We start from the raw sequence: 22,224 nt of genomic DNA, 5'->3' as shown, positions 1-22,224 counted from the left end.
CGGGCCCGGGCGTCGCCCCACCGCTGACGCCCGGACTGCTGTTCCGGAAATTCCGGAAAAGGCCACGCTAGAGGAGGGGAACGCGTTCAGGCAAATCGCGGGCCGGCACGGTGGAGTAGTCCGAGCCCACGTCCAGCAACACCCGCTGTCGGACGCGGGTGCTCAGCGCCTTGCGCAGCCGCCCGAGGAATTCAGGGGGCGCGGCGATGACGAGCTTGTCGAAGGCGTGGCGGTCATGCCCCTTGTCCAGGACGCCGGACAGCTCCCGGGCGAACCGCTCGTGCTCCAACTCCTTGCGGCCATTGGGCTCATTCTCACCGGGGGGCCCGTGCAGGGTGCCGGCGTTGGGGTTGTCTGGCTGGTCGCGCAGGTCATCGCCCTTGGCCCTGCTCTCCTCGTGGTGGAACTCCTCGACCAGACTCCAATCCTTCTCCGCCTTCGCGTCCGTCGCGAAGAGCCTTGCCCGGCTCGCGTTCCCCACAAGAATCCAGAGCTTTGCGTCCGCCATGTGTCACGCCTCCTTAGGATGGGAGATGAGGACCCACGCGACACCCGGCAAGCTTCCGGCCCCGAGCCGCTTCCCCTTCGTGCGCAGGGCAGGCGGCCATGTCGCACAGGGTTGACACCCACCCCCAGACCCACGGTGTCTGGAATCTGACCGATCATTCCGTTGGGAATGGCAAAGGAGTAGAACGGCGGGATGCGCATTCCCGTCGTTCTGCCTGTCGCCATGCTGGCGCTCGCGCTGCTGGCCCGTCCCGCGCGGGCTCAGGAGCAGGGCGGCCTGGGGCTGGACCTCAGCTCAGAGACCTCCTCCCAGGAGTCCCCGTCGGAGCAGCCGGGCGGACAGGACATGGGGTTGGACCTGCGAGCGGAGGACGAGAACGCCGTGTCGCTGACACCGCGTTTCGTCCTGCTCGGGTTGGACACGCCAGAGCGCGCGGGCTCGCAGCAGGCGTCGGTGTGGCTGCGGGAGCTGGCGAAGGGCGCGATGTCGTCCGGCATGGTGGCCTTCGGCGCGGGCCCCCGGGAGGTGCGCGAGCGACTGGAGGCGAACTACGACGCGGCGCTGCGCTGCTCGCAGGCGTCGTGTCTGGCGGAGCCGGCGGAGTCGCTGGACGCGGACCTGCTGACGACGGCTCGGCTGTCGCTGGAGGACGCGGGCTGGACGCTGCGCGCGTGGACGTACGACAGGGACAAGGGCGTGGTGCACGAGGACGTGGTGTCGGGGCGCAACCCGAAGGACGCGGCCTTCCAGCAGGAGGCGGCCACCAAGCTGGGCAATCGGATGATGGCGCTGGGCCGACCGCGCGCGCTGCTGAAGGTGAGCGTCAACGTTCCCACGGCGGTGGTGAAGGCGGGCGAGCGCATCCTCGGTGTGGGAAGCGTGGAGGCGCGCCTGCCGCCGGGCACCGTGCAGGTGGAGGTGTCCGCGGATGAGTATGCGTCCTTCACGCGGACGGTGACGCTCAAGCCCGGTGGGCGCGAGGAACTGGAGGTCCGCATGGAGATCTCCGGCCCGGCGCCGGAGGGTCCCGAGGACGCGGTGGCCCGGCAGGTGGCGAAGCGCGGTCGCGGCACGCCCATCTACAAGCGGCCGGCGTTCTACACCGCGCTGGTGGGCCTGGCGGCGGTGGGCGTGGGCGCGGTGCTGGGCAAGGGCGCCAAGGACGTGGAGGGCCGGGCGAAGGACGCGGATGGAGACGGGATGCTGGATGTGTCCCGCAAGGAGCGGCTGGATGCGCAGTCGCAGGCGAACCTCGCCACGGCGCTGCTCATTGGGGGTGGCGCGGTGACGGCGGGCAGCGTGACGTGGCTCTTGGTGGTGCCCTCGCGCAGCGAGGCGCCGACGCCCGCGGGTACGGTCAGCGCGGGCGCGGCCACGGCGGTCCATGTCGTCGTCGGCGGGAGCTTCTGAGCTTTATGAAGACCTTCAATTCCTGGCTGCGAGCCTTCGCCGCCTTGCTGCTGGTGTCCGGCGCGGCGGGCTGCAAGGTGGAGTTCCCCGACAACGCCGCCTACACCTGCGCGGTGGAGGCGGACTGTGGTGGGGACGGTTATCTGTGTACGGCGCTGCCCAACGGGGGACCCAAGTACTGTTGTTTCCCGGAGCCCGACGAGAAGTGCAACGGCGTGGACGACGACTGCGACGGCGCCGTCGACGAGCTGGAGGCGGCGTGCTTCTCGGGTGCCGCCAACCTGCGCAACGTGGGCGCGTGCCGCGATGGCCAGTCCGTCTGCACCCGTGAAGGCACGGTGGCCTGCGTGGGCGATGTGCTGCCCGCCGGCGAGCGCTGCAACAGCGTGGATGACGACTGCGACGGTCAGGTCGACGAGGACTTCGACCGGATGACGGACCCGTTCAACTGCGGCACCTGCGGCACGGCGTGCACCGCGCAGCAGAACTGCGTGGAGGGCCAGTGTCAGAAGCGCACGGAGCTCGACTGCGGCAACGGCATCGATGACAACCGGGATGGCCCGGCCGACTGCGCGGACCGCGACGACTGTGACAACCAGGCCTGCGGCGCGGGCTGCACCTGCCAGAACGGGAAGAAGACCGAGACCGGCTGCGGCAACGGCGTGGACGACGACGATGACCGGAGCATCGACTGCGCGGACCGCGACGACTGCGACGACCAGTCCTGCGGCGCCGGCTGCGTGTGTGACCAGGGCCGCAAGGCGGAGTCGCTGTGCACGCCCGACAGCGCGGACGAGGATGGCGACGGCCAGCTCAACTGCAACGACACCGACTGCGAGCGCAAGGAGTGCGGTCCTGGACTGGCGTGCAGCGTCCCCAGCGGCCAAACCCCCTCGGCGTGTGTCGAGGGCGCCTGCGGCAATGGTGATGACGACGACGAGAACGGACAGACGGACTGTCTGGACTCGGCATGCAACGGTCAGTCGTGCGGCATGGGCTGCACCTGTCTGGCGCTGGCGAAGACGGAGTCGGACTGCACCGATCGCATCAACAACGACGGTGACGAATTCACCGATTGCGCGGACCCGGACTGCGGCAACAAGTATTGCGTGGCCGGCGAGACGAACGCCGTGTGTGTGACTGCTGCGAACAGGTGCGCGGAGCAGAACTGCCGTGATGGCGTCGACAATGACGGAGACACCCTGACGGACTGCGCGGACACGGTGGACTGTCCGAACAACGTGGCCTGCACGCGAGTGGTTGGAGGCAACCGTGTCGCGGGTGTCTGTCGGGCCGGTTCCTGCACCTGAGCACCTCCCTGGAGGTGGGGGTTTCCCGGCCCCGCCTCCCGTCTCATCCTTCCTCTCCGCGAGTCGCAGTCGTGATCCTCTCCCTGACGTCCCAAAGCCCGGTGAGCGAGCCTGTCCGGTGGAGGACGGCGCACGAGGCGTGGGCGCGTCCGTGCGGGCTGACCTCTCCTGCGCGGGGAGAAGGGTCTTCGAGGACCTCGGATGCGTCGTCTTCACAGGGAGGGAACGGCGCTGACGTTGGATGGAAGACAGAGGGCCCGGTGTGGGTTGCCGTTGCTCCTGAGCATGGAGAGTTCTTCACACCATGGGCAACGATGACCTCTTCGCGCAGACCCTGCTGTCCGGTCGTGGAGGCTCCATGAGCGGAGAGCCCCGGATGGGCGAGGAGCTGCGGGAGGGCTTCGTGCTGGGCAGCTACCAGCTGGAGACGTTCCTGGGTGAAGGCTCCATGGGGCGGGTGTTCCAGGCGCGTCACGCGCGGCTGGGGCGGCAGGTGGCCTTGAAGGTGCTGAAGCCGGAGCACGCGCGGGACGGCGGCTTCGTGCAGCGCTTCTTCCAGGAAGCCCGCACCGTGAATCAAATCAACCACGAGCACATCGTGGAGATTTTCGACTTCGTGGACGAGGGCGAGGGTGGCCACGTCTACTGCGTCATGGAGCTGCTGCGGGGCCAGGGGCTCGGCGTGCTCTTGAAGCAGGAGCCGCTGTCGCTCGCGCGCATCCAGCGCATCGCCGTGCAGGTGTGCGCGGCGCTGGGCGCGGCCCACCAGGTGGGCGTGGTGCACCGGGACATCAAGCCGGACAACCTCTTCCTCACCCAGCGCGCGGGCCAGCCGGACTTCGTGAAGGTGCTGGACTTCGGTGTGGCCAAGCACCTGTCCTCCGAGGGGGCTCCCACCGGCACGCTGGACGGGACCATCATCGGCACGCCGGCGTACATGTCCCCGGAGCAGGCCGCGGGCCTCTCGGTGGACGCGCGCTCGGACATCTACGCGGTGGGCAACATCTTCTACGAGATGCTCTGCGGGCATCCGCCCTTCCAGGCAGAGGCCTTCGGGCAGCTGGTGGTGCAGATCATCACGCAGCCGCCGCCGCCACTGCCCTCGCACCTGCCTTCGGGTGAGCCGTTGCCGCCCCAGCTCACGGAGCTGGTGATGCGCTGCCTGGCGAAGGAGCCGGAGGGGCGGCCCCAGTCGCTCGCGGAGGTGACGACGGGGTTGTTGCTGCTGCCCGTCCAGGTGCCCACGTCGCCGGAGGCGGTGGCCGCGATGGAGTTGTCCGAGCGGCCCACGCGGCGGATGTCCGTCGTTGGAGCGGGGCGTCGCCGCGCGGTGATGCTGGCCGGTGGAGGCGCGCTGGCGCTGCTGACGGGCGCGCTGCTGTGGACGGGGCTGGGTGCGGCGGATGCGCCCGTGCTCGCGCAGGCGCCGGTGTCCGTTGTCTCGCCGGAGCGGAGGGTCGAGCCCAGGAAGTTGGAGCTGTTGCCTCCCGCGCCCGTGCAACCCGGTGTGACGCTCACCGTGCACTCCTTCCCGGAGGGCGCGCAGGTGGTGCGCTCGGACACGGGTGAAGTGCTGGGCATCACCCCGCTGGTGCGCGAGCTGCCGCGCCGTGAGGTGCCGCTGAGTCTTCGCGTGGAGCTTGCGGGCTACGTGTCGTCGGAGCGCTCGGTGCGGCTGGATGCTCACACCGAACTGGAAGTGCCGCTCGCCAAGTCCCTCACGGCGCCAAAGCCGGCCGCGAACGCGAAGAAGGGGACCCGGAACGCGACCGCGCCTCGCAAGGGTGCGCGCGCCGCGAGCGCCGCCCCCGCATCACGTTGAGCGCGGACCGCCGGGCTCCTGCTCCACGCAGCGCGGTGAGTTACCCACCCCTCGTCACGGACAGTGTCAGGTGGTTGCGTTGCTGGCGGTGCATCCGCGCTCCACGCAGCGGCGCAGCGGGGTGAGAGCCCAGCCCGCGCCACTCCGGTTGCCGCGCTGCTGGCGGCGCGCCCGCGCTCCACGCAGGGGCACCGAGGTCTCCCCGCCTCAGCGCGAGGCGGCCGTTTGCGCCAGCACCTGCGCGGCGATGCGGGAGATGCGCTCGTCGAAGCCGCTCGCGTCGTGGAAGGTGAGGCGTACGTCGCCCACCTCCAGCTTCGCGCCCGGACTCAGCACGGCGCCCTCCTCGGGGAGTTCCTGTCCGTCCAGCTTCACCGGACGGGCATCCGCCACCCTCGCCACGTGCCAGCCCGCGTCGGGGCGGGGCGTGAGGATGAGCTGCTCCCGCGACACCGTGGCGTCGTTGATGACCAGCGCGTTGTTCGAGGCGCGCCCCATCCGCATGGGGCCTCGCTCGGCCAGGGCCACCAGCTCGAAGCACATGGCGTCCCCGGCGGGCAGGCAGTCCCGCAGGTCCGTCAAGGGCAGCCGAGTGGCACCCACGTTCCCCTCCGTCGTTTCGGGGACGTTCCACGCGCCTGCCTCCCACACCAACCAGGGGTGTGGGTACTTGGCGCGAAACTTCTCCTTGAGAGCCATGTGCTGCCTCACGAGCAGCGAGAGCAGCAGAGCGCGTGCCATGGGTAACTCATAACCTCTTCGGGGCCCGCCAGGCGCGAGAAGGTGGGTTTGGGTGTCCACGAATGGTCGGAATCCAGGCGAGGAGGCCCCTCTCGCGCCCGGGCGGGAGCCTGTAGTACACCCGCGCCCACATATGTCTGGAGGTCCCATGCGTCGCCTGCTGCTCGCCCCGTTGTTGCTCCTCGTCCCCGCCTGCAAGGGTGAAACCGCGAAGGACGTCACTGCCGCAGTGGTGGGCAAGACGGTGGAGGTCGCCAAGGGCGCGGGCAGCGGCGTGGTGGAGGGCATGAAGGAAGGCCGCAAGGGCGCGGTGAGCACGGATGGCTCGCGCACGCTGTCCGCGGCCGACGAGGTCCACGCCAACACGGAGCTGTCCGTGCTGGAAGTGAAGGCGTCCAGCGGGGGCGGGGTGGAGGTGGTGCTGGCCGTGACGAACAAGACGGCCGAGCCGCTGCACCTGCTGGGACTCCAGGAGGGTGGCGGCGCGCAGTTGCTGGACAAGGACGGCTTCGCCACGCCGCTCCAGGCGCGCTCTCCGGGACAGGCCGCGGACTCCATCAAGGTGCCGCCCTCGGTGAAGGTGAAGGCGAGCGTCTTCTTCGATGGCGAGGCCGACAAGGCCGCGAAGGTGCGGCTGTGGGGGCGCGAGTTCACGGTGTCGGGCACCGCCACCGCCGCCACGCCCCAGCCCTGACGCTGGTTCCCTCCAGCCACTGGAGACGTTGATGCGCCGTCTGTCCGCCGTCCTGCTGTGCGCGACGCTGCTGTCCGCCTGTGATGACTCCGAGGGCGCGGCGTACGTGCCACCTCCGCCCTTCACCCAGACGTATCCGGATGGGGGCGTCTCGCCGGACGGCGGCTCGGGGCCGGAGAGCTGGGCCTGTCAGCGCTCGGCGGTGGTGCGCGGCGCGCCCATCTCCCTGTGGGTGAACCTGCAACTGGCGATGAGCCGCGCCACCTCACCCGAGGTCCGCACGGCGGCCATCGACCAGTTCGTGGCGGATGTGGCGGCGCAGGGCGGCACGCCGCTGGTGAGCGATGCGCGCTCGGGCCGGCAGCGGGTGGTCTTCTTCGCGCGCGGCGACTCCGCGCGCGACACGTCCGTGGCTGGCGACTTCAACGAGTGGTCCCCCACCGCCACGCCGCTGGCGCAGGTGCGTGACACGGACCTGTTCGTCGCGGAGGTGGACATCCCGCGCACGGGGCCGCACCCGTACAAGCTGGTGAAGGGTGGAGGCTTCTTCGAGGACCCTCGGGCGAAGCACGTGGTGTGGGACCGCCTCAACCGCAACGCGGTGGGCCAGTTCAACTCGCTTGTCTATCCGGACGCGCAGGACGCGACGAAGGGGCGGCTCACCGCCTGGTACGGCGTGCGCGCCACGGTGCTCGGGGATGCGCGCGACGTGTTCGTCTACACGCCGCCGTCCTACGACGGTCCGGAGTGCCCGACGCTGCCGGTGATGTACGTGCACGATGGCAACGAGAGCATCACCCGCGAGTCCTTCGTGGACGCGGCGGACGCGCACTACAAGGCGCGGCCCCAGGACGCGGCGGTGCTCGTCTTCGTGGCGCTTCCCACGCAGGACGTGCGGCTGGCGCAGTACACCTTCGCGCCCGCGCGCGCCCCGGGCTGGCCCGCGCCCAAGGGCGATGAGTACCTGGCCTTCCTGAAGGATGACCTGATGCCTCGCGTGGAGGCGGGCTTCCGGGTGAAGACGGGTCCCCAGGACACGGGCATCTTCGGTGCGTCATTGGGGGGCCTCATCTCCGTGTACGCGGGCTTCCAGTTCCCGGAGAAGTTCGGCTTCGTGGGCACCCAGTCGGGGACGTTGTTCTGGCCGCACGACGGTGAAGTGGACCGGGACGACGGCAACGCCATGGTGCTGCGCGCGGCGCAGGAGCCGGTGGTGCCGGTGCGCTTCTACGTGGACCACGGCTCGCCGGCGACGGGCTGCACGGACGACGGCGAGCAGGGCTCCGACGACTGTCAGTCCAACCTCCAGTTCATCGCGGCGCTGAAGAGCCGGGGCTACGACGTGGCCCACGTGCACGAGCCGAGCGGGCAGCACGACTGGTCCTTCTGGAAGAAGCGCCTGCCGAAGCTGCTCTGCGTGTTCCGCAACACCGACGCGAAGGTGTGCGGCCTCTAGGGCTTCAGAGTCTGGCGGCGATGGCTCGAGCCAGTCGGCCTGCGGCCTCGGGGTCCAGTGACAGGAAGAGGGAGGGCTCGGTGACTTCCACTTCCTGCAGGCGCGTGACGCCTGCGTTGTCCGTGGCCACGTCCACGCGGGCGTAGAGCAGCGGCTGGCCGATGGCCTCCAGTACGCGCTCGGCCAGACGTGACTCCTCGCGGTTGTCGGGCGTGAAGACGGTGGGCTGCGCGAAGCCCCGGGGCGCGGACTTCAGCGTGGGGGGGCGGCGCACCGCGTGGCTGAAGGCGCCGTCGAAGGAGATGTAGCTGCGCTCGCCCTCCGTCTCGAAGGCGGTGAGGTAGGGCTGCACCATGAGCTCGCACTCGGCGGCCAGCTCCGTCACGAGCTGAGTGGCGGCGGCGGCTTCGGTGCGCGGAAGAATGTGTGTCTTGAGTGCGCCCGCGGACACGGCGGGCTTGAGGACGACGGCGTCCCAGCCGCGCGACTTCACCAGGGCGCCGATGTCGAGCGTGCCGCCGCGCTCCACCCAGACGGTGGGCGTGACGGGGATGCCCTTGGCCTCCAGCTCGCGCAGGTAGAACTTGTGCGTGTTCCAGCGCAGCACGTCGGCCGGGTTGTGGAGCTTCGTGAGGCGGCCGACCTTCTGTGCCCAGGCGACGAAGGTGTCGCGGCGCAGGTGGCTGTCCCAGGTGGTGCGCACGACGGCCATGCGCACGGTGCGGAAGTCCACCGTCGGGTCGTCCCACACGACGGGCCGCGCATCCAGTCCCAGCGCCTTCAAGGCGGGAAGCAGGGGAGCGTCGAAGGCGTCGAGCTCCGGCAGGTCGGCATAGGTGAGGACGGCCACGTCCATGGTGTGTTGCTCCCGGTGAGGCGTGCGCGCCCTAAGTAGCGCGAAGGCGCCGAGCGCGCAGGGATTTTGAGTGGAGGGGCGGCTGCCGCGAGGGCGATGCCCGGAGCGTGGTTGTTCGAGCAGGGAGGCCCTGTGCGCGGTGGCGGATTGAACGCCGATGCGCGTCAGGCCCGAGGGCGCGGTGGCTGGTCGCGCCTCGACGCGTATCAGGCCGGGCGAGCGGTGGCGGGGGCGCGAGGCGGTGCCTGTCCGCCCGCATCACTGGCCTTGTCCTTCTGGTTGCGCTCTTGCGCCTCACGCAACGCGTGCGCGAGCAGAGCTTGTCCTCGGGGATAGGGCGCGGCTTCACCGCCTATCGCGAGCATTTGCTGTCGCAGCAGCGCGCCGCTGGCCGTGCGTTGCTCGGGCCGCTTCTCGAGCAACCCCATCACCGCCGCGTCCAGCTCGGGCGGCACCTCCGGGTTGAAGTGCGAAGGCGGCGCCAGCTCCTGGTCCAGCGTGGCGCGCAGCAGCGCTTCCTGCGTGGAGCCCTGGAGCGCGCGTCGGCCCGTGAGGGCCTCATGCAGCGTCAGTCCCAGCGCGAAGAGGTCCGCGCGCCCATCGAACGGCCGTCCCGCCGCCTGCTCGGGCGCCATGTAGCCCAGCTTGCCGCGCACACTGCCCGCCGCCGTGAGCTGCGAGCGCGCCGAGTCCCGCGCAATCCCGAAGTCCGACAGCTTCGCTTCCCCGAAGCGGGACACCAGCACGTTGGGCGGGTTGAGGTCCCGGTGGACCAGCCGCAGCGGCTGTCCATCCGCGCCCGTGCGGCGGTGCAGATAGTCGAGCGCCGCCGCCAGCTCCGCGCCCAGGAAGGTCACCGCCGCCACCGGCAGCGGCCGGCGCGACAGCCCCCGCATCAGCGAGCTGAGCGGCATGCCATCCACGAACTCCATCGCCAGGAAGTACGTGCCGCCATGTCGCCCCAGGTCGAACACCTGGACGATGTTGGGATGGTTGAGCGACGAGCACAGCTCCGCCTCCCGGCGGAACATGGTGACGAACTCATCGTCGTCCGCGAACGAGGGGAGGATGCGCTTGAGGGCCACCTGCTTCTGGAAGCCACCCTCCGGGCAGTACGTGGCCCGGTACACCTCCGCCATGCCTCCGGCGCCCACGCGCTCGTGCAGCACGTACTTGCCCATGACCTCCTGCTCACGCAGAGCGGACAGCGCCCCCCGTGTCAGCTGGAGGAAGTGCCTCGCCAGCGTGGCGGTGAAGACCCCCGCGGCCACGAAGAAGAAGGCCCGCGTGGCGATGAAGCGCGGCGTCAGCGTGATGAGCGCCGACTCCGGCAACAGCGGCTGGACGAAGAGGAAGTAGATGCCCAGGTACTCGGCGGCCACCAGGATGCCCGCAGCCAGCGCCAGCCGGGGATTGCTGCGCAGCGTCGCGAGCGTAATCAGCGTGGGCCAGATGACGAGCGTGGGCGCGGTGAGCGCGTAGATGGGCCCCTGGAAGCGCAGGTCGAACGCCAGCACCACCGCGGGGATGCTGACCTCAATCGCCACGTTGAGCCAGGGAATCGCCGGGTGGAACGCACCCGAGCGCAGCACTCGCCACAGCGCCGTGTAGTAGAGCGCCAGCACCGCCGACAACCCCATGAGGGCCTGCGTCAAGCCCCAGCCAATCGAGGGCCCCAGCGCCGCGGCCACCACCACCGACGCGCCCGACAGGCCCGCCATGAAGCGCGCCACCGACAGCTCCCGGGCCTGCGCATCGCGTCGTAGGTGTCCGTCCAGGAAGCGGGAGACGGGGCTCGTCAGGGTGTGCGCGGTCATCGGTCGTCCCACTCTACAAAAAGCTGGGAACTCGACACGGCCCCCCGGCCCTCCAGCCCGCATCTGGCTCGTGGGGTCGTCCTGACTACAGGTATTTCGCGGCGGGGCCCCGGGGTCGCCTGTCGCTGAAATGTTTCACGAGCTACTCTCCGCGCGTGTCGAGGACGTACCGCCTCACCCCAGGCCGGTGTCCCCGGGAGACCCACGAGATGCGAAAGTTCCCTCGCTTGCTGCTGGCCGCGCTCGCCGCGGTGTTGCTGTCCCACGTTGGTTGCTCTGGCGACGACAGGCCGGAATGTGAGGGCGCGAGCTGCGTCGCCCCTGCCGTCTGCGGCAACAGCGCCAAGGAAGAGGGCGAGCAATGCGACGACGGCAACAGGGTCAGCGGCGACGGCTGCGACGCGGACTGTACGGTGACGCCCGAGGTGGAGAAACCCGTCTGTGGCAACGGGAAGCTGGAGGGCACGGAGACGTGCGACGACGGCAACGCGGCGGACGGTGACGGCTGTCAGGTGGACTGCTCGCTGACGCTGACCCGCTGCGCGGCGGCGGACGTACCCCCGCTCGCGGATGGGGCCACGTGCGCGGTGACGAAGGCCGGCAATGGCGCGCGCCTCTTCACGGGCGTCATACTGAAGGACGGCGAGACGCTGGTGGGCGGCCAGGTGATGGTGAACCCCCAGGGCGTCATCACCTGCGCGTCGTGTGACTGCTCCACCGAGGATGGCGCCGCTGAAGCCACCCACATCTCGTGCCCGACGGGTGTCATCTCCCCGGGCCTCATCAATCCGCACGAGCACGTCACCTTCCAGAACGGCCCGTACGCGTGGACGGACGAGCGCTACGAGCACCGGCTGGACTGGTTCCGGGGCCTGGGCAACCACACCCGCGTCGCCAACAGCACCCGGTCCGCCGCGGACTCGGTGGGCTTCATCGAGCTGCGCCACCTGCTCTCGGGCACCACGTCCATCGCGGGTGTGGGCGGCGTCGCGGGCCTCCTGCGCAACCTGGACCAGGTCCCCGTGACTCGTCAGGAGGGCATGGACATGTGGGTCGCGGTCTCGGACACCTATCCGCTGGGGGACCAGGAGACGGACCTGAGGGCGGATGACTGTACCTATGCGCGGATGCCGAGGACGTCGAGCCTGTCCAAGGTCGCCGCCTACCTGCCGCACCTGGGCGAGGGCATCAGCACGGAGGCCTACAACGAGATTCGCTGCGTGTCCGTGGCGCCCAATGACGTGCTGCAGCCGCGCACGACGCTCATCCACGGCATCGCGATGACGGCGCGCGAAATCACGCTGATGGCGGACCGGGGCACGGCGCTCATCTGGTCGCCGCGCTCCAACCTCACGCTGTACGGCGACACCGCCATGGTGTCCGCGTACAAGCGGCTGGGCGTGAGCATCTCGCTGAGCACCGACTGGGCCCAGTCCGGCTCCATGAACATGCTGCGCGAGCTGAAGTGCGCGGACACGCTAAACACCGTGCAGTTCGCCCGGACGTTCAGCGACGTGGACCTCTGGAAGATGACGACGGCCAACGCCGCGGAGGCGGTGGACATGCAGAGCCGCGTGGGCCGCCTCGCGCCGGGCAAGCTGGGCGACCTGGCCATCTACTCGCTGCGCACCCACGCCAGCTCGCCGCACCGGGCGGTCATCTCCGCCGAGCCCGCCGATGTCGTGCTGACGATGCGCGCCGGCAAGGCCCTCTACGGCGACCAGACGCTGGTGGGCGCGCTGAAGGCCGAGGCGGAGGCGTGCGACGCGATGGACGTGTGCGGCACCGCCAAGACCGTCTGCCTCCAGTCGGAGCTGGGCAAGAACCTGGAGGCGCTCAAGGCCGCCAACCCCGTGGGCTATCCGCTGTTCGCCTGCGGCGTTCCCCAGGGCGAGCCTGTCTGCGTGCCCCGCCGCATCTCGAACAACCCGGACTTCCCGGCGTCGGTGCGCGGCTCGAACGTCTACTCCGGTGAGAGCAAGGTGGATGACCCGGATGGCGACGGGTTGCGCAACTCCATCGACAACTGCCGCACCATCTTCAACCCCATCCGTCCCATGGACGGCGGCAAGCAGGCCGACTCGGACAACGACGGCGTGGGCGACGCGTGCGACCCGTGCCCGCTGGCGGCGAACACCTCCGCGTGTACGCACGTCGTCGTCGGCGATGATGACCAGGACGGGTTCCCGACGTGGCAGGACAACTGCCCCTTCACGTCCAACCAGGACCAGGCGGACCAGGATGGAGATGGCAAGGGCGATGCGTGCGACGTGTGCGCCGCGACGCCCAACGCGGGCCACCTGGGCTGCCCGTCCAGCATCCATGCGCTGAAGACGCGGGAGGATGGACGCCTGCCCCTGGAAGGGCGGCCGGTGTCGTTCAACGACGTCATCGTCACCGCCGTGGTGAAGGGCGCCGCGACGGTGGAGGGCTACTGGCTGCAGGTGCACCCGCTGCCGTCGGGAGCGAGCGTGGAGAACTCGGGCATCTACGTGTACGCGCCCAAGGGTGACCTCGCGGTGGGAGACCGGCTGGACATCGTCACCGCGACGCTGACCCTCTTCAACGGGCTGCCGGAGCTGGTGGACGTGAAGTACGTCCGGCGCAGCGCTGGCAACCCGCTGCCGGCGCCGGTGCCCGTCACCACGGCGGACATCCGCACCGGAGGCCCGAGGGCCGAGGCGCTGGAGGGCGTGCTGGTGGAGGTGTACGACGTGAGCACCACGAGCACGGTGGACAACTTCAAGCAGTTCTTCGTCAACGAGAGCGGCAACACGTCGCAGCCCGGGCTGATGGTGGACGACCTGGCGTACACCTACGCGGACCCGACGCTGGGGACGCGGTTCGGCGTGCTGCGCGGTGTGCTGACGTTCAGCTTCAGCGACTCCAAGGTGATGCCGCGCAGCATCGCGGACCTGAAGCCGCCCATGCCGTCGTTGACGGGCTTCGGGCCGGGCGACGGGTTCGTCCGCCTGGGCGAGACGGGCGCGGTGAGCACCTTCCCGCAGGCGCTGACGGTGACGCTGTCCGGCACCTACTCGGAGCCGCTCGACATCTTCATCACCTCCAGCGACAGCAGCGCGCTGCGCGTGGCCAACGGACGGGTGACGGTGCCCGCGGGTCAGAGCGCAGTGGAGGTGAAGGTGGAGCCCCTGGCCCCGGCGGCGAACGTGACGCTGACCGCGTCGCTGCGAAACACCACCCGCCAGGCGTCGTTCCGGGTGCTGGGCGCGACGGAGCAGCCCGCCATCACCGGGCTGACGCCTTCCGAGGCGACGGTGGTTCCGGGGGGCTCGGTGAGCTTCGCGGTGGCGCTGGACCGTCCGGCCCCCGCGAACTCCACCATCGCATTGACCGTGAATCCCACGTCGGGCTTCGGCACGCTCACTCCGGTGGACGGGGCGCTGACGGTGGCGACGAACGCGATGGAGGCGACGTTCACCCTCACTGTCGACGAAACGGCCACGGGCCCCACGGGCACCGTGACGGCGGAGCTGGGCGCCAGCAGCGCGACTTCCACGGTGACGGTGGACCTGGTCTCCCCGAGGTTGTTGGGCATGACGCCCACGGGGCCGGTGGTCGTCCGGTACGGGTTGACGCAGGAGTTCCGGGTGACGCTGTCCTCGGCGCCGACGGCGGACCTCGCGGTGGCGCTGGCCGCCACGCCGGGCGCGGGTGTCACGCTCTTCGGCACGGTGCCGGCCACGGTGACGGTGCCCGCGGGTGCGACGGAGGCCACGTTCCTCTTCACCGCGGATGCGCGGGGCGAGGGCGAGGGCACGGTGTCCGCGTCGCTGCTCGGTGTGCGGCGGACGTCGGCCGTCACGGTGACGCCGCCGCCCGCGCAGCTCGCCTCGCTGACGCCCGAGACGGCGTCGGTGTACTTCGGGGCGAAGCAGGCCTTCACGGTGACGCTGGACCGCAGGGCGGCCGTCGGTGGCGCCGTCGTCACGCTGGCGGTGTCCTCGGCCACGCTGGGGTCGCTGCCCGCGGAAACGGTGACGGTGCCGGAGGGACAGACGAGCGTCCAGGTCCTCTTCACGGCGGGGACCGAGGCCCTGAGTGGCACGGTGTCCGCGACGTACGAGGGCGTGACGAAGACGGTGGCCATCACCACGGTGCCGCGCCCGGCCATCAACCACCTGGTCATCAACGAGGTGGACTACGACCCGAAGGGCACGGACACGACCGCGAACAAGGAGTTCGTGGAGATCTACAACCCCACGGCTTCGGCCATCTCCCTGGTGGGGGTGTACCTCGTGTTCGTCAATGGTTCGCCAGCGGTGCCGGCGAGCTACGAGAAGATCGACCTCGCGAGCGTCGTCACGCTGGCACCGGGTGAGTACCTGGTGGTGGGCCCCGCTGCCATCGTGGATCCGCTCGCGGGTCAGGCGGGAATCAAGACGCTGCTGTCGACGAAGGCCATCCAGAATGGTGGCAGCAACTCCACTCCCACGGCGGACGCGGTCGCCCTCTTCGACAGTGCCACGGAATCCATCCTCGATTCGCTCGCCTACGAGGGGCCCGTCAATCAGGGCACCATCGCGGGCGTGGCGAACAAGCGGTTCGACTTCACGGAGGGGCCGCGGAGCACGGCGGCGTTGGCGGACATCGACACGACGGAGGGGACGCTGGCGCGCGGCGCGGACAGCTCCGACACGAACGACAACCTGGATGACTTCAGGTTCACCACCACGCTGACCCCCGGCAGGCAGAACATCATCACCCCACTGCCGTGACACCCCGCGCGGCGTCGAGCCGCGTGACACGGTGAGAAGTTGCTCGGGCGGCTCCCGCGATGTCGGGGCCGCCCGAGCCTTTTCGAGGGACGTGGATGGCCACGTCGAGGTTCTCAGGGACGAGGCGCGGGAGCGACAGCGCCGCCCCTGGTGGCGCTTCTGGGGTTGAGCAGGGCGCTACGGCGCCTTGCGTACCAGCGCGCCGTCCATCAGCAGTCGGTCCAGCGAGGCGGCCATCGAGTCGTAGTCGAGCGTGGCGCGGAAGAGGTTCTGGTACATCAGCGCGCCCAGGTAGCCACCGAAGACGCCGTGGGCCGCCAGCTCCGTGTCCACGTCCTGACGGAACTCGCCGGTCGTCTGCCCGTGACGGAGGATGCCGCCCAGCACCTTCGCGTACAGGCCCAGCTTCTCGCGGATGGCCTCCGCCACCCGCTCGTTCGAGTCCGCCGCTTCGGCCGCGAGCATGCCGAAGAAGATGCCGTACTCGCGATGCTGGCCCAGGAAGGAGTGCGTGCCGCGGGTGAAGGCCTGGAGTTGCTCGCGAGCGGACAGGCCGCGGTGCTCGTCGAGCAGGTCCACGAAGCCACTCAGGTAGCGCTGGTGCAGCTCCTCGATGGCCGCGAGCAGCAGGTCTTCCTTCGTGGGGAAGTGCCAGTACAGCGCTCCAGGGGTCATCCGGATGGCGCGCGCCAGGTCCGCCATCGTCGTCGCCAGGAACCCTCGCTTCGCGAACAGGGTGATGGCTGCTTCGAGGATGTCCACGCGTGTGCGCGCGGAGCGTTCCTGCTTGAGCTCTCTCTTCGCCGGTTCCTTGCTCATGGCAACGAAAACCATACCCCAGTCCCGCGGCGACACCCGGGCGTCATTCTAACGCGTTGGCGGCTCATGGTGCCCGGAGCGCGCACCAACAGGAGTCAAGGGTTGAACCTGTGTCTGTCTTTCAGGCCGCCAGCAACGTCACCTTGACGATTTCCGGAGGAGCGCCGACGCGCAGGGGCGGCCCCCAGAAGCCCGTGCCCCGGCTGACGTAGAGGTGCTTGTCGCCCTCCTCGAAGTGTCCCGCGTCGTGCTCCCAGATGGCCGACACCGCGAGCGTGAACGGAAAGAACTGTCCCCCGTGCGTATGCCCGGACAACTGCAACCCCATGCCCGCTTGCGCCGCCACGCGCCAGTTGGAGGGTTGGTGCGCGAGCAGCACCGCCGCCCGCTCCGGCTCCCTCCCCGCCACCGCCGCCTTCAAGTCATAGCCCTGCTTCGCGCCCGACAGCCCCGCCGACCAGTCATCCACGCCCACCAGGTCGAACGAGGCCCCCGCGTCTCCAATCCGCACATGGCGATTGCGCAGCACCCGCACCCCCATGCCCTCCAGCGCTCCCGCCCAGGCACCCGGGTCCCAGTAGTACTCGTGGTTTCCCGTGACGAAGTACGTGCCGTGCCGTGAGCGCAGCTCCCGCAGCGCCGCCACCGAGGGCCCCAGCGAGGCGACCTTCCCGTCCACCAGGTCCCCAGTGATGGCCACGAGGTCCGGGCGCAACGCGTTGCACCGCGCCACCAGCTCGTCCATGAACTTGCGCTGGATGACGGGGCCCACGTGGATGTCACTCAGTTGCACCAGGGTGAAGCCATCCAGCTCCCGAGGCAGTCCGGGCAGCCGCACCGCGACTTCATTCACCACCGGGGGATGGAACGCGCTCCACGTCCCGTAGCCCGTCAGGCTCCCCGACGCGAGCAGCGCGCCGCCCGCCGTGGCTCGCGCGAGGAAGCGCCGCCGCGCCACATCCACTTCCGGCACCTCGACCTGACTCGCCGCTCCAGCCGGACTCGTGGAGAGGTCCACGGAGGGCGCTTGCGTCATCGCCACGGCGCCCGCACCCCCAAGCGTGGCCAGGCTCACGCCGTCGGCCGTGGCCGCCCGGGCCCGCGTCAGCCTCCGCGACAGGGCGCGCACGCCGCCAATGGCCCACAGCGCGAACAGCAGGTACGTCGCCGCGCCCATCCACATCCACACGGCCGTGGCCACCGCGAACGTGGCGTCCATCGGCAGGAAGCGCGTCACCGACCAGGACAGCACCAGCAGTGCGCCCAGCACCGTCATCACCGCCATGCCCACCCGGCGCCAGCTCCGGTCCTCCGACGTGTCCGCGAACAGGCGCCGGTACAGGTAGATGTGGACCCCCACGGTGATGAGGCTCGTGAGGACCGCGAAGATGATGAAGCGCGCCGGTGAGTCCATGGTCGCCCCAATACTCGCCCGGCCTCGACGCGCCGCAACGCATTCCTCGTGAAGAAACGTGAATCGCCCCGTGCGTGCACCCCGCCTGCCTGGCCGTGGAGGAGGCTCCCGAAAGGGTGTGACTCAGGCGTCCCGTGCGGGGTCTTCCCGTCGCGCCGTCCTCCTCCTGGTGCGCGTGCCCATGCACGACGCTTCTCATCCGCCAAGGACACGAGGTATGGACGGCCGCTTCTCGCGCTGGAGGCGAAGTGATGCGGATGGACAACTTGAAGGCGGGGCAGAAGTTCCCGCTGGTCTTGGTGCTGAGCGTTCTGCTCACCGCGGGGTGCGAAGGATTTTCCACGCCCGTCGCGCCTGTCGTCCCGACGGAAGCGGTCGCCACGCGCTCGCAGGCCCTGGCGGCCGCGGCCCCCAGGTTGGCGGCGGGCGCGCAGCACTCGCTCTATGTCACGCCGCTGGGCACCGTGTGGGCCTGGGGTGGCAATGCCTCCGGGCAGCTGGGCACCGGCGACAAGTCCTTCCAGCGCGTCCTCGCCGGGCAGGTACCGGGACTGAAGGACATCACCCACGTCGTGGCCGGTGATTCCCACTCCCTCGCGTTGCGCTCCGACCGCACGGTGTGGACGTGGGGCAGCAACTCCTCCGGGCAGCTGGGTGACGGCACCACCGTGGACCGCGCCACGCCGCGCCAGGTCCCCGGGCTCGCAGACGTGGTGTCCGTGGCCGCCGGTGAGTTCCACTCGCTCGCGCTGCGCTCCGACGGCACCGTGTGGGCATGGGGCAGCAACTTCTACGGCCAGCTCGGTCGCGGTCACACCCAGCAGGCGCTCACTCCGGCCCCGGTCGTCGGCCTGACGAACGTGGTGGCCCTCGGTGCTGGCTTCGACTTCTCCCTCGCCGTGCGCGCGGACGGCACGGTGTGGGCCTGGGGCGCCAATGCCTCCGGACAGCTGGGCGACGGCACCTTCACCCAGCGCCTCGCGCCGACGCAGGCGATGAACCTCGGGAACGTCACCGCCGTGTCCGCGGGCATCTACCACGCGCTCGCGCTGCGCTCGGACGGCACGGTGTGGGCCTGGGGTGGCAATGCCTCCAGCCAACTGGGCGATGGCACCTGGACGGACCGTCCCACGCCGATGCAGGTTGCGGGACTCTCGCGAGTGACGTCCGTGGCCGCGCAGGACGCCGGCTCGCTGGTGCGCGTCGAGGACGGCACCGTGTTCGCCTGGGGCCGCAACACGCAGGGGCAGCTCGGCGACGGCACCACCACCGACAGCAGCTCTCCCGTGCAGGTGCGGGGGCTGGGCTCGGTGACGGCGCTGGCGGCGGGGACGCAGCACGCGGTGGCGCTGCGCGCCGACGGGACGCTGTGGTCCTGGGGGAATGGGACCTCTGGCCAACTGGGCAACGGCAGCTCCGAGCGGCTGCTCTCTCCAGAGGTCGTCACACGCCTGTCCGGAGTCACCTCGGTGGCCTCGGGCAGTTTCCACTCGCTGGCCGCGCTGTCGGACGGCTCGGTGTGGGGCTGGGGGCGCAACTACTACGGGCAGCTGGGAGACGGCACCGCCGCCGAGCGTCACGCGCCGGTGCGGGTGTTGGGCCTCGGCAACGTGCGCTCCGTCACGGCGTCCGGACACCACTCGCTCGCGCTGCGCAGCGACGGCACGGTCTGGGGTTGGGGACGCAACGCGAACGGGCAACTGGGTGACGGCACCACGAAGGACCGTCTCACGCCGGTGCAGGTGGTGGGCTTGAGTGGCGTGACGTCCCTGGCCGCGGGAGGCAGCCACGTGGTGGCGCTGCGCGGTGACGGCACGGTGTGGACGTGGGGCTACAACGGCGTGGGCCAGCTGGGTGACGGCACCACGAAGGACCGCCTCACGCCGGTGCCGGTGAAGGCCCTGTCGAATGTGGTGTCCGTGGCGGCGGGGACCTACTTCTCGCTCGCGCTGCTCGCCGACGGCACGGTGCGGGCCTGGGGTGACGGCTTCGAGGGACAACTGGGGGATGGCGGCGGCGTCCAGCGCGAGTCACCCGTGCCGGTGCTGGGGCTGACGGGCGTGAGGGCCCTGGCCGCGGGCGCGGCGCATGGGCTGGCCGTGCTCGAGAGCGGCGCCGTGTGGGCGTGGGGCGACAACGCGGAGGGGCAGCTGGGCGATGGCTCCTGGGTCGACCGGTTCCGCCCCGTGCAGGTGCCGGGGTTGACGGGGGTGTCCTCCGTCGCGGGAGGTCTGTACCACTCCATGGCGCTGGGCCTGGACGGAACGCTGCGCAGCTGGGGCGCCAACATGTATGGGCAGCTGGGGGATGGCGGAGTCACTTCGCGCGTGGTGCCCGGCGTGGTGCCCGGTGCCTCCGGCATCAAGCTGCTGGGTGGCAGCTACCTGCATGTGCTGGCGGTGCGCCAGGACGGCATGGCGTTGGCGTGGGGCTACAACCGCTTTGGTCAGCTCGGCATCGGGGCGGCGGGCTGGAGCGCGCTGCCCGTGCAGGTGCGCGGGCTGGGACAGGGACGGCGGCTCGCGGCGGGGAGCTCGCATTCGATGCTCGTGCGCGCCGACGGCACCGTGCTCGCGTGGGGACAGAATGCGTCGGGGCAGCTCGGAGATGGCACCGCCACCTACCGCGCATCGCCCGTGCCCACTCAGGGCCTGCCGTGCGCCCGCTCCGTGGCGACGGGAGGTCAGCACTCCCTGGCCCTCGCCTGCGACGGCACGGTGTGGTCGTGGGGCGCCAATCAGCGCGGGCAGCTCGGGGATGGCACCGTCAAGCCGCGCCTCCTGCCGGCGATGGTGGAGGGATTGTGGGGCGTGGTGGCCGTGGCGGCGGGGGGCGACGCCTCGATGGCCCTGCGCGTGGACGGCACGGTGTGGACGTGGGGCGCCAATGGCAGCGGGCAGCTGGGTGAAGGAGGCCTGGTGGACCGCGCCACGCCCATGGAGGTGAAGCGCTTGTCGGGCATCGCCTCCGTGGTGATGGGTGAAGCGCATGCGCTGGCGGTGGGACAGGACGGCGCGGTGTGGGCCTGGGGCGCGAACGAGAAGGGCCAGCTCGGGGATGGCACCACGACGGCGAGCACGGTGCCTCTTCGGGTGACGGGGCTCGCGGGCGCCGTGAGCGTGAGCGTCGGCCGGGCCTACTCGCTGGCGGTGCTGCACGACGGCACGGTGTGGAGCTGGGGCGCGAACAACTCCGGGCAGCTCGGGGATGGCACCAACATTCCGAGGAGCACGCCGAAGCCGGTGCTCCTGCCGACGAACATCAAGGCGGTGGCCGCGGGCCCGCACCATGTGCTGGCCGTGCGTCAGGACGGCACGGCGTGGGCCTGGGGTGACAACGGTTACGGACAACTGGGCGAAGGCACCCACTACCTGCGCTTCACGCCGGTGCAGGTGTTGGCGCTCACGCAGGTCGCGGAGGTGGCCGCGGGCGAGCAGCACTCGCTGGCGCTGCTGGACGACGAGAGCGCTCGCTCGTGGGGCAGCCACGAATACGGCCAGCTCGGCGAGGTGGAGTCGGGGCCGAGGACGGCGCCGGTGGCGGTCAAGCTTCCGACGTCGAAGGACTTCGCTCCCGTGCTGTCCCTGCGGGCCTGGTACCAGCACGCGGTGGCGCTCCTCGAGGATGGCACCGTGCAGACGTGGGGCGGCAATGGCTACGGGCAGCTCGGCGACGGCACCATCGAAAGCCAGGCGATGCCCACCACGGTGCAGGGGCTGCCGAAGATGCAGGCGGTCTCTCCTGGCGCGTGGCACACGCTGGCGCTGGCCGAGGACGGCACGGTGTGGGCGTGGGGCAACAACGTCTTCGGGCAACTGGGTGACGGCACCACCACGCCGCGCCCGCGGCCCGTCCAGGTGGTGGGGCTCGACAAGGTGGTGGCCCTGTCCGCGGGCAGCTACCACTCGCTGGCGGTGCGGGAGGACGGCTCCGTGTGGAGCTGGGGTTACAACGTCTTCGGGCAGCTCGGCGACGGCACGCTGGTGGCGCGTCAGGTCCCCACGCGCATGGTGGGGATGGAGGGCGCGGTGGCGGTATCGGGCGGTGAGCACCACACGCTGGTGTTGCGCTCGGACGGGACGCTCTGGGCTTGTGGCCACAACGCGCATGGGCAGTTGGGCGAGGGGACGGCCACCAACCGCACCTCACCCTTCCAGGTGCTGGGGCTCGAAGGGGTGAAGTCCGCGCAGGCGGGGGGCTACCATTCCGTGGCGCTGCGCGACGACGGCACCGTCTGGACCTGGGGCAGCAACGACCATGGCCAGCTGGGAGATGGAGGGTTGTCCACGCGCATCTTCGCCTCGCCGGTTCCGGGACTGGCGGGCGTGGTGTCGCTGGGCGTCGGGGCCAGCCACACCTTCGCCGTGGGCTCCGAGGTCTGGGCCTGGGGGCGCAACTCGCACGGACAGCTCGGCACCGGAGACGGCTCCCCGCGACTGGAGCCGACGCGGGTGAAGGGCCTTCGAGGCGCGAACTCCGTCTCCGCCGGCACGGACTTCTCCGTCGCGCTCGACGGTGAAGGGACGGCGTTGAGCTGGGGCACCAACTTCCACGGGACGCTGGGCGTGGGGGTGCCAGGGCAGCGTGCCGTGCCGGGGGCCGTGGCACTGCCCTGAGGCCGCGCTCGGTTCCGGGGCG

General features: G+C 70.4%; 13 protein-coding genes. 7 read left to right on the top strand and 6 right to left on the bottom strand.

Annotated features, from left to right (window positions below):
* Positions 1–67: 67 nt before the first annotated feature.
* Complete coding sequence (locus HUA78_RS10730) at positions 68–508, bottom strand: host attachment protein (RefSeq protein ID WP_141640951.1); 441 nt, start codon at positions 506–508, stop codon at positions 68–70.
* Positions 509–700: 192 nt separating this feature from the next.
* Here HUA78_RS10730 and HUA78_RS10725 point away from each other — a divergent pair, with 192 nt between their 5' ends.
* From HUA78_RS10725 to HUA78_RS10715, 3 genes are all read left to right on the top strand, one after another.
* On the top strand, positions 701–1,918 hold the full coding sequence (locus HUA78_RS10725) for a hypothetical protein (protein ID WP_174454412.1): 1,218 nt from the start codon (positions 701–703) through the stop codon (positions 1,916–1,918).
* Positions 1,919–1,923: 5 nt separating this feature from the next.
* Positions 1,924–3,228 (top strand): hypothetical protein, encoded by a 1,305-nt coding sequence (locus HUA78_RS46335; protein ID WP_254623666.1) that lies wholly within the window; start codon positions 1,924–1,926, stop codon positions 3,226–3,228.
* A 304-nt stretch (positions 3,229–3,532) separates the two neighbouring features.
* Positions 3,533–5,050, top strand: coding sequence for a serine/threonine-protein kinase (locus HUA78_RS10715; RefSeq protein WP_174476224.1), 1,518 nt, complete (start codon positions 3,533–3,535; stop codon positions 5,048–5,050).
* A gap of 207 nt (positions 5,051–5,257) precedes the next feature.
* On the opposite strand, the gene HUA78_RS10710 is transcribed toward HUA78_RS10715, so the two are convergent.
* Positions 5,258–5,791, bottom strand: coding sequence for an FHA domain-containing protein (locus tag HUA78_RS10710; RefSeq protein WP_174454415.1), 534 nt, complete (start codon positions 5,789–5,791; stop codon positions 5,258–5,260).
* 148 nt (positions 5,792–5,939) lie between these two features.
* Between HUA78_RS10710 and HUA78_RS10705 the strand changes: the two genes are divergently transcribed.
* Together HUA78_RS10705 and HUA78_RS10700 are read left to right on the top strand one after the other, a co-directional pair.
* The gene (locus HUA78_RS10705) at positions 5,940–6,485 is read left to right on the top strand and encodes a hypothetical protein (RefSeq protein ID WP_141640947.1); all 546 of its coding nucleotides are present in this window, start codon (positions 5,940–5,942) and stop codon (positions 6,483–6,485) included.
* Positions 6,486–6,516: 31 nt separating this feature from the next.
* Complete coding sequence (locus tag HUA78_RS10700) at positions 6,517–7,941, top strand: esterase family protein (RefSeq protein WP_174454416.1); 1,425 nt, start codon at positions 6,517–6,519, stop codon at positions 7,939–7,941.
* Positions 7,942–7,945: 4 nt separating this feature from the next.
* Here HUA78_RS10700 and HUA78_RS10695 read toward each other — a convergent pair whose 3' ends face one another.
* Both HUA78_RS10695 and HUA78_RS10690 read right to left on the bottom strand, forming a co-directional pair.
* Complete coding sequence (locus tag HUA78_RS10695) at positions 7,946–8,797, bottom strand: RimK family alpha-L-glutamate ligase (protein WP_174454417.1); 852 nt, start codon at positions 8,795–8,797, stop codon at positions 7,946–7,948.
* 206 nt (positions 8,798–9,003) lie between these two features.
* Positions 9,004–10,614 (bottom strand): serine/threonine-protein kinase, encoded by a 1,611-nt coding sequence (locus tag HUA78_RS10690; protein ID WP_174454418.1) that lies wholly within the window; start codon positions 10,612–10,614, stop codon positions 9,004–9,006.
* A 209-nt stretch (positions 10,615–10,823) separates the two neighbouring features.
* On the opposite strand from HUA78_RS10690, the gene HUA78_RS10685 reads away from it, so the two are divergent.
* Positions 10,824–15,353 carry an amidohydrolase family protein gene (locus tag HUA78_RS10685; RefSeq protein WP_174476223.1) on the top strand — a complete coding sequence of 1,510 codons (4,530 nt, stop codon included), beginning with the start codon at positions 10,824–10,826 and terminating at the stop codon, positions 15,351–15,353.
* A gap of 177 nt (positions 15,354–15,530) precedes the next feature.
* Here the strand turns inward: HUA78_RS10685 and HUA78_RS10680 are convergent, their stop codons facing one another.
* Complete coding sequence (locus HUA78_RS10680; protein WP_141640941.1) at positions 15,531–16,172, bottom strand: TetR/AcrR family transcriptional regulator; 642 nt, start codon at positions 16,170–16,172, stop codon at positions 15,531–15,533.
* 121 nt (positions 16,173–16,293) lie between these two features.
* On the bottom strand, positions 16,294–17,586 hold the full coding sequence (locus HUA78_RS10675; RefSeq protein ID WP_174454420.1) for a metallophosphoesterase: 1,293 nt from the start codon (positions 17,584–17,586) through the stop codon (positions 16,294–16,296).
* Between the two features lie 251 nt (positions 17,587–17,837).
* Here HUA78_RS10675 and HUA78_RS10670 point away from each other — a divergent pair, with 251 nt between their 5' ends.
* A complete protein-coding gene (locus HUA78_RS10670; protein ID WP_174467793.1) occupies positions 17,838–22,202 on the top strand; it encodes a chromosome condensation regulator RCC1 in 4,365 nt (1,454 codons plus the stop codon).
* Positions 22,203–22,224 lie beyond the last annotated feature (22 nt).

The organism is Myxococcus sp. CA033, from assembly GCF_013336625.1.
GTDB lineage: Bacteria > Myxococcota > Myxococcia > Myxococcales > Myxococcaceae > Myxococcus > Myxococcus llanfairpwllgwyngyllgogerychwyrndrobwllllantysiliogogogochensis.
This window is presented reverse-complemented; position numbering and strand designations above follow the sequence as displayed.